The 12,743-nt window shown below is 63.3% G+C and carries 13 protein-coding genes; 3 read left to right on the forward strand and 10 right to left on the reverse strand.

The genetic code is table 11. From position 1 onward, the window contains the following. The first annotated feature begins 45 nt into the window (after window positions 1–45). A complete protein-coding gene (locus C8J46_RS04245; protein ID WP_132735431.1) occupies window positions 46–1,134 on the forward strand; it encodes a tyrosine-type recombinase/integrase in 1,089 nt (362 codons plus the stop codon). Window positions 1,135–1,286: 152 nt separating this feature from the next. On the opposite strand, the gene uxuA is transcribed toward C8J46_RS04245, so the two are convergent. From uxuA to C8J46_RS04260, 3 genes are all read right to left on the reverse strand, one after another. Then, the gene (uxuA, locus tag C8J46_RS04250; RefSeq protein WP_243643215.1) at window positions 1,287–2,456 is read right to left on the reverse strand and encodes a mannonate dehydratase; all 1,170 of its coding nucleotides are present in this window, start codon (window positions 2,454–2,456) and stop codon (window positions 1,287–1,289) included. Between the two features lie 117 nt (window positions 2,457–2,573). Then, window positions 2,574–3,371, reverse strand: a complete 798-nt coding sequence (locus C8J46_RS04255; protein ID WP_132735436.1) for a FadR/GntR family transcriptional regulator — start codon at window positions 3,369–3,371, stop codon at window positions 2,574–2,576. A 409-nt stretch (window positions 3,372–3,780) separates the two neighbouring features. Next, complete coding sequence (locus C8J46_RS04260) at window positions 3,781–4,035, reverse strand: hypothetical protein (RefSeq protein WP_132735439.1); 255 nt, start codon at window positions 4,033–4,035, stop codon at window positions 3,781–3,783. A gap of 405 nt (window positions 4,036–4,440) precedes the next feature. Between C8J46_RS04260 and C8J46_RS20710 the strand changes: the two genes are divergently transcribed. Continuing rightward, entirely contained in the window at window positions 4,441–4,755 is a 315-nt protein-coding gene (locus tag C8J46_RS20710; RefSeq protein ID WP_165886451.1) for a hypothetical protein, read from the forward strand. A 70-nt stretch (window positions 4,756–4,825) separates the two neighbouring features. Here the strand turns inward: C8J46_RS20710 and C8J46_RS04270 are convergent, their stop codons facing one another. From C8J46_RS04270 to C8J46_RS04285, 4 genes are read right to left on the reverse strand one after another with little or no spacing between them, the layout of a single operon-like run. Then, window positions 4,826–5,257, reverse strand: coding sequence for a DUF1178 family protein (locus tag C8J46_RS04270; RefSeq protein WP_132735445.1), 432 nt, complete (start codon window positions 5,255–5,257; stop codon window positions 4,826–4,828). Beyond that, window positions 5,254–6,081 (reverse strand): carbon-nitrogen hydrolase family protein, encoded by an 828-nt coding sequence (locus C8J46_RS04275; protein WP_132735448.1) that lies wholly within the window; start codon window positions 6,079–6,081, stop codon window positions 5,254–5,256. Before C8J46_RS04275 ends, C8J46_RS04270 begins: the two co-directional genes overlap by 4 nt. Beyond that, entirely contained in the window at window positions 6,081–6,335 is a 255-nt protein-coding gene (grxC, locus tag C8J46_RS04280; protein WP_132735451.1) for a glutaredoxin 3, read from the reverse strand. Before grxC ends, C8J46_RS04275 begins: the two co-directional genes overlap by 1 nt. A 31-nt stretch (window positions 6,336–6,366) precedes the next feature. After that, window positions 6,367–7,104 (reverse strand): ComF family protein, encoded by a 738-nt coding sequence (locus C8J46_RS04285; RefSeq protein ID WP_207894107.1) that lies wholly within the window; start codon window positions 7,102–7,104, stop codon window positions 6,367–6,369. 90 nt (window positions 7,105–7,194) lie between these two features. On the opposite strand from C8J46_RS04285, the gene C8J46_RS04290 reads away from it, so the two are divergent. Continuing rightward, a complete protein-coding gene (locus tag C8J46_RS04290; RefSeq protein WP_132735454.1) occupies window positions 7,195–8,037 on the forward strand; it encodes a class I SAM-dependent methyltransferase in 843 nt (280 codons plus the stop codon). Here C8J46_RS04290 and C8J46_RS04295 read toward each other — a convergent pair whose 3' ends face one another. The 3 genes from C8J46_RS04295 to C8J46_RS04305 form a co-directional block, all read right to left on the reverse strand. Continuing rightward, the gene (locus C8J46_RS04295; RefSeq protein WP_132735457.1) at window positions 8,038–8,430 is read right to left on the reverse strand and encodes a response regulator; all 393 of its coding nucleotides are present in this window, start codon (window positions 8,428–8,430) and stop codon (window positions 8,038–8,040) included. Between the two features lie 64 nt (window positions 8,431–8,494). Beyond that, a complete protein-coding gene (locus C8J46_RS04300; protein WP_165886452.1) occupies window positions 8,495–10,882 on the reverse strand; it encodes an ATP-binding protein in 2,388 nt (795 codons plus the stop codon). Window positions 10,883–10,974: 92 nt separating this feature from the next. After that, a complete protein-coding gene (locus tag C8J46_RS04305) occupies window positions 10,975–12,336 on the reverse strand; it encodes a GGDEF domain-containing phosphodiesterase (protein ID WP_243643216.1) in 1,362 nt (453 codons plus the stop codon). Window positions 12,337–12,743: the final 407 nt, after the last annotated feature.

The raw sequence follows: 12,743 nt of genomic DNA on the forward strand, positions 1-12,743 counted from the left end.
CGCGGATCTCCGGCGCTGGTCGACCCGCGTTAACCGAGCAACAGCATGTCCAACCTCTACACTCGCAGCGAAATCTACTGGGCGCGTTTCAAGGTCCGGGGGATCGAATACCGGCACAGCCTACGAACGCGTTCTAAATCGGTCGCAGAAAAACGGCTGAAGGCGCTCCGCCAGTCGATCGAAGATCAGGCGCTGTTCGGCGCCACTGGCCCCGTGAGCTGGCAGGATGCGGTCGTTTCATGGAACGAGCACATTGCGCGATCGATATCCGCGTCGACCTGCACCCGCTATATCTCCAGCCTCGGGCAGATCCGCACATGGTTAGATAACAAATCCGTCCAGGAGATAGACGGTGCCGTACTGCGCGATCTGGTAAAGGGTCGCCAGCGCCACGGCGTTACCAACGCGACGATCCGGCGCGATCTGACCGCGATAGCCAGCGTCCTTGCCCATTGCGTCGATGAAGGCTGGGTAGAAGAGAACGCCGCGCAAGCGTTCAATCGCAAGCGCGTGCCCGAGCGTCGGGATCCCATCCTGCTGCCGACCGACGACGATGTTGCCTATACGATCGGCCGCGAAGCGACGCGCTTCGGTGACATGATGCTGCTCGCACGCGAAACCGGCATGCGCCAAGAAGAAATTGCCGGCCTCGAGCACAGCTCGGTCGACATCAAGGCGCAGACGATTACGTTCATTGGCAAGCGCCGCAAGCTCCGCTCGATCCCGCTCTCGCCGGTCGCCGTTGAGCTTATCAGTCGCCAGCCGCGGTTCCTAAAATGCCAGTTCGTGTTCTGGCATATGGACGAGGACGCGGAGGGCAAGCCGATCGCATCGCGCTACCGCAACGTATCATCGAACTTCGGCGACTACACCGAGCGTGCAGCAGCTCGGGCGGCAAAGACGGATGTGCCCTACCGCCGTTTTCGTTTCCACGATCTGCGCCATCTCTTCGCCGTCGACTACCTCCGGACTGGCAAAGGCGGGATCTATGATCTCCAGCGGATCCTCGGGCATACAACGATCACCACGACGGAGGTCTACCTCGACTATCTTACGCCCGAACAGGCACAGGCGGCGCGAACGGGGGTGGCACAAAAAGGGGCACAGAAGCGACGGTCGGGGACCGACGACTAGGCTGTAACCCGCCGAAGTCCTCGCATTTTGGGCCATTTTCACGAAGCACTTGCGGGGTTTCCTAAACCGTAGGCCGCGTGTTCAAATCTCGCCGGGGGCACCAGCCGTAGATCGTCGACGACCCGCTGCATTCGACAGGCCTTTCCCAGCGCTCAAGGCCGGGCGGTGGCCTCATAGGCGAGACCCGCTTCCAGTCCGCGCAACTCCGCCAGGCCGCGCAGTCGTCCGATCAGGGAATAGCCCGGATTGGTGCGCCGGTTGAGATCGTCTGCCATCTGGTGACCGTGATCCGGTCGCATTGGCAGCGATCGCCCCGTGCGCGCCTCCAACGCGATCAGTTCGGTGATGATGGCCGGCATGTTCGCATCACCCTCGAGATGTGCCGCCTCGTGGAAGGCACCATCGGGTTCGCGCTGCACCGATCGCAGATGGACGAAGCCGATGCTGTCACCGAGCCGCCGCACCATGCCCGGCAAATCATTGTCTGCGCGCACGCCGAACGAGCCGCTGCAAAAACACAGGCCGTTCGCGACGGAGGGCACCGCCGCCAACAATGCGCTCACGTCAGCCTCGGTGCTGACCACCCGGGGCAGGCCGAAGATCGGGAATGGCGGGTCGTCGGGATGCACCACGAGCCGGATCCCCTCCGCCTCGGCGACCGGGCAAACGGCCTCCAGGAACGCGACGTGATTGGCACGCAGCCGCGCTGCATCGACCTCGGCATAGGTTTCGATCTGTTCGAGCAACTGCGCCGAGCTGAAGCTCTCTTCGCTCCCCGGCAGGCCAGCGATGATCGTCCGTTCGAGCGTTGCGCGTGCCGCGTCGTCCATCGCCGCGAAACGCTCGCCGGCGATCGCGACGACATCGGGGGCATAATCCGCCTCGGCGCCGGGACGACGCAGGATGTGGATGTCGTAGGTGGCCAGCGCATGGAGTTCGAACCGCAGGGCACGCGCGCCGTCCGGCAGTTCCCAGCTCAGGTCGGTCCGTGTCCAATCGAGCAACGGCATGAAATTATAGGTCACGACCTCGATGCCCTGCCCGGCAAGGTTTCGCAGACTGGCGATATAGGCTTCGATCAAACGGTCCCAGTCACAGGAACGAGTCTTCAACGCTTCCGCAACGGGCAGGCTCTCGACCACTTTCCACGCCAGCCCGGCATCCTCGATGATGCGGCGGCGCGTGGCGATGGCATCCATGGTCCACATCTCGCCATTCGCGACCTGATGCAGCGCCGTGACGATCCCGGTCGCGCCGGCTTGGCGGATGGCATGAAGAGGCACAGGATCACTCGGGCCAAACCAGCGCATGGTCTGGGTCATCGTCATTTGGCAGCTATCCCCGTGCTAAGATCATGGCGAGCGCGACGCATCCCCGTGGTAGTTGATAGCAGCTACGGAATTGGTCTGACAACTTCTTACGGCCAGCTTGCGGGGGCATTACGATGGCGCAATGCCGCCATAGCGTTGGCGGGTCTCGGCAAGTGCGAGCCGTGCCTGCTCCATCGCCATTTCCTCGGTCTGGAACAGCAGATGGTCCATCACCGACGTCAGGTGCGCGCGCATCGCCGCCCTTGCGCCGACTGCGTCGCGGGCGCGCAAGGCATCGACGATCGCAGCATGTTCGGCCACCACCGGCCGGACCTTCGCATTGCGCGCCTTGGCGTGGAGCAGCGCGCATTCGGGAGACGTCGATCGAAGATGCCACAGATCCTCGATCGTCCGGACGACACCGGCGTTCCGGGTCGCCTTTGCGATCGCCATGTGGAAGTCGCGGTCGGCAATTTCTGTCACTTCGGCAAGCAGGTTTTCGGTTGTCATCGCATCGACCAGACCGTCGAGCACGCGCACCTCCGCGTCACTGATCTGGACGGCCGCCAGTGCCGCCGCCTCGCCCTCGAACATGATCCGCGCCTCGGTCAGTTCGAAGGCGGTGATCGCGAAACCGGGCTCTTCCCCCTGCCCCGGCAACCGGCAGACATACGCCCCGGAGCCGACGCGCACTTCTATCAGGCCCTGTACTTCCAATGCGATCAGGGCTTCACGTACCGCCGGGCGGCTTGCGCCGTAATCGATCGCCAGCTCTCGCTCCGCGGGCAGCCTGTCGCCAATGGCATAGGTTCCCATCGTCAACTGCTCGACCAGCTGCCGTGCAATACGCTGATAAAGCCGGTCATTGGCCGGAGGATCATAGGCTCCCACCGTGGACAGTGTCTTGCGTGCTGCAGCTTTCGCCATCGGACTTACCAATCGATCGTATTCAGCCAAACGCTACATCGTAGGCAGCGGCGTGGAAAGGCATCATCGCGCGCGAGCCGCCGTCGTTCCAGGCTGCTCCGCTTCGCGCCCCGCCATCGTCAGGATGTTGGGGCCTCGACCTCGACATGGCCGGCCCTGCGACTTTTGACCGCCACGATTGGGCAGCGTGTGCGAGACTAGACTGTTCATGACGAGGTGTCCCTCGGCGCGCCATCAAGGCGGACGACGCCACTAATCGTACATTTCGTCCCAGACGCGCCAGCAGACTGATGGTGCGGTACGTGCGTTGGGGAATAGGGAAGGCGTCAATCGGGCGGTCACTACGGTTGCCACTTTGCACTTTGGTCGTCTAGCCCCGCCATCGAAGCATTACCCTGTCAGCCTGAACCTAGCTGGATTTCGCTCTACCGAACTGCCACCAGCGACGCGGTGCGCGTAGATCGAGTCCGCGCGATGTCGACGCACGCCCCAGATCGCGTGTCAGCGACCGTAATTGACGATCGTTCAGCGCGACCGAGACTCGCGTGAGGCGCCCCGCTGCATAATCTGCGGCCGTCCCGGCAACCTGAATCGTCAGCATGATGCCGTTGCTCGAGGGAACCCTCTTCCAGCCAACCAGCGCACCCGTCACTTCGACAGACATAACTCTCTCCACGTCCCCCAACCCGACCGGCGATGCCAAGGCCTGCGTTCGGAACGCGGCGATGGCGGATCGAGTAAAGGATTGTCAATGCAGCGCATTCTGGGGTGCATGCAATGGCGAAGTCTCACCGCGGGGCAGATACGCTACACGCCCCGCGGCGCGGTTTGCATACCGCCGCGAAGGTTAACGCATTATAAAATACCCTATGTCGCCGCTCATTGTCGCGTGGCCTGTCAGCGTCAGGCGCGTTCGGCTCCATCCCAGCATGGCGTTCGCGGCGACCGTCGTCACGGCCGCTGGCAAAATCGCCATGCTGGATCGGCCAAGGTTTGCAATCGTTCGTTCGTAAGCCTTTGCGCAATCGCCTTAATCAGGCAAACGGCTCCGATGATACTGGTCTCGCTCATGCTGGCGCTCGCTCTCGCGCCTCCACCGTCAAATGGTACCCCATCGGCCAAGGCTGCCTGGGAAAGCTGCCTTCAGACATTTGCGCAAGTCGAGAGCCTCGGTTCGAAGAGCGACGTCACGATAGCAGTCGGCGCGTTGGCGGCGTGCTCATCCGATCGCGATCGGTACACGAAATCGCTGATCCGTGAGGCTGGCGCATCGCCGCAGACCGGTCAGACGGCCATCGAACGCGCGCAAAAACAGATCGCAGCCGATCAACGCGATCTGACTATCCGGCTTCTGAGCTTTATCCGGCGCGCTCGACGCGTCTAACATTCGCACACCGGAACGATCGCAATCATCCCCGTCATCCGCCTTACCCGCAAAGATCCGCGGCCGACGCTTAGTTGAGCTTTTCGGGCGGCGCGATCGGTAGCGGCAGCGGCGTGATCGCTATCCCATCGTCGACCAGCGCCTTGGCATCTGCGAGACTGGCCTGACCGTGAATGGTCGCCTGTTTCTCCTCGCCCAGATGCATCGCACGGGCGCGTTCGGCAAATGCCGGGCCGACCCATTGCGAGGATTTGAGCGCTTCGGCCTGTCGGGCGGCGATCAGTTTCATCACCGCCTTGGCCGCATCCGGCGTCGGCGAGTCGGGCGTCCTGTTGCCCTTGGCTGCAATCGCGGGTGCCATCAGCGCCTTGGTGATGTCGGCGCTGTCGCAGAGTGGGCACCGGACCTGGCTTGCGGTGCGCTGATCTTCATACGCGCTACTCGACCCGAACCACGCCTCGAAGACGTGGCCGCCGCCGCATTTGAGGTCGAACACGATCATCGGACGATCGTGACGGGGGGTATCGGCCGGCGGTGTTGCAGCACAGGAATACGCGATCGGACCGCGTCAACTTGCGCGGGATCGAGGTCGACGACGGCGAGACCCGTAGCCTCTGCCATGTCCAGGATCACCTCACCCCAGGGGTCGATCACCAGCGAATGTCCATAGGTTGTGCGCCCATCGGCATGGGTCCCGGTCTGCGCGGCGGCGACGACATAGGCTCCGGCCTCGATCGCGCGGGCGCGTAACAGGACGTGCCAATGCGCAGCCCCGGTCGGTTGCGTGAATGCAGCAGGGACCGAGAGGATCGTCGCGCCCACATCGCTGAGCGCGCGATACAGATCGGCAAAGCGAAGGTCGTAGCAGATCGACGCACCGACCCTTCCCGCAGGCGTATCGACCACCACCGCGGTGTCGCCGCCAACATAGGCGGCGGATTCGCGCCAGCTTTCGCCCGACGGCAGGTCGACGTCGAACAGATGCAGCTTGTCATAGCGCGCCCGGATCACCCCCGCCGCATCGATCAGAAAGCCGCGATTGGCGAACTTGCCGTCTGGGCGCCGGACCGCGAGTGACCCGAGATGCACCCAGATGCCCATCTCTGCCGCCGCCCTGCGCACTGCGGCCAGGACGATGTCGGTATCTTCGGCAACGATAGCGGCTCCGGCTCGCGCACGGTCACGATCGATCAGCCCGGACATTTCGGGCGTGAACAGCATGGTGGCGCCCTGTCCCCCCGCGGCGCGGATCGCATCGACCAGCGTAGCGGCGTTGACCGCGGGATCGATCCCGCTGGTCATCTGGAGGACGCCGATCCGTGGCATCAGGCGAGCAGCGGGTCGAGGCCACCCTTTGCGTCGAGCGCGGCCAGGTCGTCCGACCCGCCGATGTGCTTACCATCGATAAAGACCTGCGGCATCGTCATGCGCCCGCCCGATCGCTCGACCATTTCCGCCTTTTTCGGGCCGCCCATCGTGACGTCGAACGTCTCGGGCTCGACACCCTTCGATGCGAGAAGTTTCATCGCCCGCGAGCAATAGGGGCAGAACTGCTTTATGTAGATTTCAACTTTAGCCATTCGTCGGAAATGTGGTTCGATGCCGCTCTTGTCAATCGTCACGGTCCGCCGACAGCACACGCGCCCAGCATAATATCGTGACGGAGCGGGCACCTGCGCGCAGCAGAACGCGGGTGCACGCGTCTGCGGTCGCGCCGCTGGTGTAGACGTCATCGACCAGAACGACGGTCTTGCCGCGTACGCGTTCGGCCGCCTCGATCGCGAACGCACCCGCGACGACCCGAGCGCGTTGTCGCCCTCCCAAGCCGCGTAAGACGACGGTGCGACGCGGCCGGACGAGCACGTCGCGGTCCTCTGGGACGGCACTCAGTTTGGCCAGGGCTTGCGCGATCAATGCCGCCTGGTTGAAGCCGCGCGACCAGATCCGCCGACGATGCAGCGGGACTGGAACGAGCAGGTCGGTCTCGGCCGGGATCAGCCATCGCATCCGCAACGCCATCGTTTCGGCAAAGGCCGTCCGCCCGCCATATTTCAGGCGAAGCGCAAGACTGCGGGCGACCGGCCCATAGGCTACAGCCGCGCGCACGCCCGCATGGCGCGGCGGATCGCGCAGGCAGGCGCCACAGCGCGCATCGGCGCCGCGATCAAACGCGAACGGACGATTGCATCCGGCGCACCAGGGCGGTGCGATGAAGCGCAGGCTGGACCAGCATACCGCGCAGAACCTATGATCCTGCGCGACCGGGTCGCCGCACCCGGCGCAGCGCGGCGGCAACGCGGCGTCGACGATATGGCGTAGCGCGCTCGGCAGTTTGAAAAGCTGGTTCAAGCGCGGTTGCAAAGGCAGGCCTCCTTTTCCGGGGCCGCTGTTTGCGCCGTACCCCTTGTCGGCGATGCCGGTGCGCGGCACAAGCGCCCCGTGTCCGATCAAGCCCCCGAAATCTTCGACCGCGCCGCGCGGCGCCACCGCCGCGATCGCGCTACGCCCGACTATGCCGAGCACGACTTTCTCCGCGCGACGATGCTCGACGGGATCGCGGAGCGGCTGGAGGCCGTGACGCGGTCGTTCGCCGATATCCTCGATCTCGGCTGTTTCGATGCCGCGTTTCCGGCGCCGATCGGTGCGCGGATCGCGCGGTGCGATCCAGGCTATGCCTTTGCCGCCAATGCAAACGGCGTGCAGGCCGATGAAGACCGGCTGCCGTTCGCCGATGCCAGCTTCGACCTTGTCGTGAGCGCGGGCGTCCTCGACCAGGTCGACGACCTGCCCGGCGCGTTGTCGCTGATCCGGCGCGTACTGCGCCCCGACGGTCTCTTCCTTGGCGCGTTCGTCGGCGCCGGCAGCCTGCCTGCCTTGCGCGCCGCACTCCGCGTCGCCGAGGCCGACCGGCCGGCGGCACGCTTACATCCTCAGATCGACGTCCGCTCCGCCGGCGACCTGCTGATGCGCGCGGGCTTTGCGCTGCCGGTCGCGGACGTCGAGACGCTCGATGTCGGCTACCGCGATCTCGGACGATTACTGGGTGATCTGCGCGGGATGGCAGCAAGCAACATGCTCAAACAGCGCCAACCGATGTCGCGTGAAATCTTCGGGCGGACGCTGGCCGCATTCGGCGATGCCGCCGACGACCGCGGCCGGACGCACGAGACGTTCCAGATCGTGTTCCTGACGGGCTGGTCCCCCGACCCGTCGCAGCCAAAGCCGGCACGACGGGGCAGCGCGACCACCTCGATGACGGACGCGCTGAAGCCTCGAGGCTAGCTAGCCGATCATCCCTTCGCCTTCGGCATCGCGCGCCAAGATCCGGCCCATCGCGTCGAACAGCGAATCCATCGCCACCGGTTTGAAGATCACGTCATCCGCGCCGGCGACGAGGCAGCGCTGGCGAAGATCGGGGGCGATATCTGCCGTCACGACGATGATCGGCACGCGGCCCTTGGCATCGTCCCGCGCGCGAATGTGTTTGATCGCGGTCACGCCGTCCATGCCGGGCATCCGCAGATCGACCAAGATCATCGCGAAGTCCTGCTCGTCGATGATTTCCAGGCCCCGTTCGGCGCTTTCCGCCTCTACCATCGTCACGCCGGCGACATCGAGCATGTCCTTCACGACACGTCGGTTCATCCGGTCGTCCTCGATGAAGAGAACGTTCACCATCGCCTCGTCGATAGCAGCACTTGCGAGGGAATTACGGCGGACATAATCGTGCATCTACGCTTTATGCGGCGTTCGACACAAGGACGGGATGTTCGAGGTCCTGCGGGGGCGACTCGCCATAGATCGCGCGCACCAAGGCGGCACCGCTCACCGGCTTTGCGATGACCCTGGTCACCCCGGTCGCAAGCAATTCGTCCTGCTCCCGCGCGGCCGATACAGGCCATAGCAGACTCGTTTCCGCGCCGGCCGACCGTGCCGCCTGGGCGATGATACGCAGATCGGCCAGCGGGTCTTCGCCGAGGCGGACCGTCGCATCGTCGATCAGGACGTGCGCGACCGGACCTTCCGCCAACCGCTCCACGGCGGCGTCGGCCGATCCCGCAAACACGATCGTTCCGGCACGCGGGGCCAGCAGGGTCTTGAACATGCTGCGCGTGATCGGATTGCGATCGACGACCAAGGTAACCGCGGTACCGATCGCGACCGGAACGACGACCGGGGCGACCGTGGCGGCACGGACGAACGGCAGGACCAGCGTGAAGGTCGTGCCCTGCCCCTCGACGCTGGCGACCAGGACATCGCCGCCCATCGCCCGTGCGAGGTTGCGACAGATCGCCAATCCCAGCCCGGTCCCACCAAACTGGCGGGTGGTGCCGGCATCGGCCTGCGCAAAGGACTCGAAAATCTGTTCGAGCTTGTCGGCAGGGATGCCGATCCCGGAGTCGGTGACCGCGATCCTCAACCGACCGTCCTCGGCAACCTCGACGGCGAGCACGACGCGGCCCCGCTTGGTGAATTTCAGCGCATTGGACAGCAGGTTGAAGACGATCTGCCGGATCCGCACCGCGTCGCCGATGATCATCGCGGGGCAGCCGTTGAGCGCGATCTCGAACGTCAGGCCCTTGCTGTGCGCCTGCTCCTCCCACATCCGCGTCGCGTCCATCACCGTCGCACACAGATCGAACGGCGCCGCCTCGATCGTCAGGTTGCCGGCCTCCATCTTCGCGACGTCGAGAATATCGTCGACCAATGCGCGCATGGTCAGGCCGGCATCGTGCACGACACCCAGCCGATCGCGCAGCAACGGCGACAATTTGGCGTCGGCCAGCATGACCTGGGTCATGCCGAGAATACCGTTGAGCGGCGTGCGGATCTCATGGCTGGTGGTTGCGAGGAACTCAGTCTTGGCCGCGAGCGCCTTGCCGAGCGCACCGTTGGTGATCGCCAGGTCCGCATTTGCCGCACGGACCAGATTGCGACTGCGGCGGATCGTGAACAGGCCGATCGCCAGCAGCGCGATCACGATCGCGACCGCCGCCGAGATACCCATGAAGACATAGCGCTGGGTCTGCACCCGTGCGCGTTCGAACGCGATGCCGCGCCGCAGCTCGTCAGCGCGCAACTGGCTGATCTTCAATTCCTGGTTCGCGAAATCGAACCGCGCCGCCATCAGCGCCGACTTGGTACTGGTCGCGACTTTCGTCGCATCGTCGTCGATCCGCTTGAGCGCCTGCAGATGGACAAGCGCCGACTTCGGATCGTTCGCCGCCAGAAATACGTCATACGCAGTCTGATGGATGTCCTTGAGCGAAATGCTCGTGCCCTTGGGGCCCAACTCCGCCAACGCTCTCGTGATCAGCTCGACCGCACGAGGAATCTGCCCGCGCTGCAACGCCAATTTTGCTGCGATCGCGATCATGCCGGCTTTTGATCCCGATGTCTCACGATCGGCAGTCAGCCGCATGCCGTCTCGTATTGCCTGCTCGCCTCCCGAGTAGTTACCCATGGACAACTGAAGCAAGGCGATATTCGCGTATATCTGCGCCATCAACGGCGCACTTTTTAGATTTTTAGCCAGTGATAGCGCAGTGTTAAACTCGACCAGTGCCTGCTTGTAATTTTTGAGATCACCTAAGGCAGTTGCCCTATTGTTATATATCGAGATGGAAAGGCTCGGATCTGTTCTATATGTCTCAATTGCTTGGTCGTAATATTTCAGCGCAGTGGCTTGATCCATTGCTTCTGTATACAGCCAGGCAATAAAGATCAGTGCCATAGCCTGTCCGCGATCATCGCCGAGATGCCGGTACCGCGTAAACGCCGACTGATAATCGGCCAAAGCCGCACCGACACGCCCCTGCCCACTTTCAGCCCCACCACGCGACAACAATATGTCGGCATACAGCTTCGATTGTGGCGCGCTGACAATCACTTTGGCCAATGCATTGCCGATAAGCGCGCTCGCCTTTTCCGGATTGCCGGTTCTCAGATAGGCTTCGCCCTGCAACCATTGCGCCGTTGCAACCGCGATATCACGCGCCTTCGGCTCATTGATCGCCAGCGCCACTTGCTCCGCTGCAGCGGCCTTGGACCGCGCGGATTCCGGATCGATCAACATCGCGGCCTTGGCATCGCCGATCGACTGATCGAACCGCGCTGCCTGTGACACTGCAGCACCTTGGGCCGAGCACAACTGCACACACCCAGGACCGACGAGTAGAACGTTAAAGGCCATTCCGATCCAGAAGGCCGCGCGCCTGCTCAACCGCGCTTCCACACGGTTGCAAGACGGTTGAACGGCGCACGCACATCCGCCGCGATGGCGAGGTGCTTTTCGTCCGCCAGGAAGTGGATCAGCGCGTCGAGATTGATCGGGCGGCTGATCAGGAAACCCTGGATCATGTCACACCCCATGACCGACAGCAGCGCCATCGCCGCCTGCGTCTCGACGCCTTCGGCAACCACTTCCATCTCGAGTGCATGCGCGAGGTCGATCGTCGACCGCACGATCAGCGGGTCGCGGTTCGAACTCGTGAGTTGCGTGACGAACAGCTTGTCGATCTTCAGTTCGCGCGCCGGCAGCTGCTTCAGATAGGCCAACGACGATAGGCCGGCGCCATAATCGTCGATCGCGATCACGATCCCGATGTCGGCAAAGATCTTGAGGTTTGCGATCGCGCTTTCGGGATCGCGAATGACCGACGTTTCGGTGATCTCGAACCCAAGTCGCGCGCCGCTGGCTTCGACCAGCGCGCAGACGGTTCGGACGAACCGCGCGTCGGCCAGCAGGACACCGGCGATATTGATGAATATCCGCAGGTCATGACCATGTGCGACCAGCGTCTTCTGGTCGCGAATGGAACGGCGGATGGTCCACAAGGTCAGCGCGATGATGTCCCGCGATTCCTCCGCGATCGGGATGAAATCGCCCGGTAGGACCAGCCCCCTGGTCGCATGCTTCCAGCGAACTAGCGCCTCGACGCTGGTGATCTCCTGCCGCCGGAGATGAACCTTGGGCTGATACTGGAGAAACAGTTCTTCGGTATCGATCGCGATCGTCAGGTCGCTTGCCAGTTGCGCCCGGTCGATCGACGCCGCGCCGGCGTTCACGTCGCGTGCGACCGCCACCCGCTCGCTGCGCGCATCGGCCAAGGCGCGCTCGGCTTCCTCGATCAGGTGAACCTCGTCGCGATCGCCGATCGTCGCCCCGGCCGCCGCCCCGAACTGGACGTGGATCCTGTGCGACTCGCCATCGATATCGAAGGGCTGATCCAGCGCCGTTTCGAGAGCGGCAATCGCCACGTCGAGCGCCAGGCGCGCCTCGCTCTCGAACGCGATTTCAATCATGTCGCGACCGGCGATGACGATCCGTGCATCCGACAGCACCGTACCGATCCGTGCCGCGACATCGACGATCATCGTATCGGCACGGGGTCGCCCAAGATGTCGACGCAGAACGCCGAAATTCTCGATCTCTGCCAAAATCAGGAACTGCCAGGCGACAGGGCGCGGCAGAATCGTCGAGACGCCGCCCACCCCCGTCATCGTCACCGTCCCGGACAAGGCGGGCGATTCGCTTTGGGATGCGTCGTTTACGAAGTGCGACTGCGGAAACTGCCTCATGCCTAACGGATATCCGACACGCATAAACATAGTCTTAAGTAGAACGCTCCCCACTCGCCGCAAATCATGGTTAACAATTTACAAAAATGATTGTTTAACGTTTTGTTATCCATTATGCAGAAATTGCACCCGGTTGGGTGTCAATAAGGGAGCATAAAACATGCTGAATCTCATCATCTCGCTGATCTATACCGGCATTCGCCCCTGGTGAATGCCGACGTCGGCTCGACCAACGCTGTTCGCCCATATGCGGCGAGCACGTTGATCGGGCCGACACTTCACGGGTGACGACTAGTGCAGAATGTGAAATGACACGTTGCTTGCAGAGGGCATGCGGGATGCTGATCCGGCAGTAACACTGCTGTAACATTGGCATAGCGCCTCGACCGCGGGGCGCGCCGCTCAGG

Source organism: Sphingomonas sp. PP-F2F-A104-K0414 (genome assembly GCF_004340945.1).
In the GTDB taxonomy this organism is placed as follows: domain Bacteria; phylum Pseudomonadota; class Alphaproteobacteria; order Sphingomonadales; family Sphingomonadaceae; genus Sphingomonas.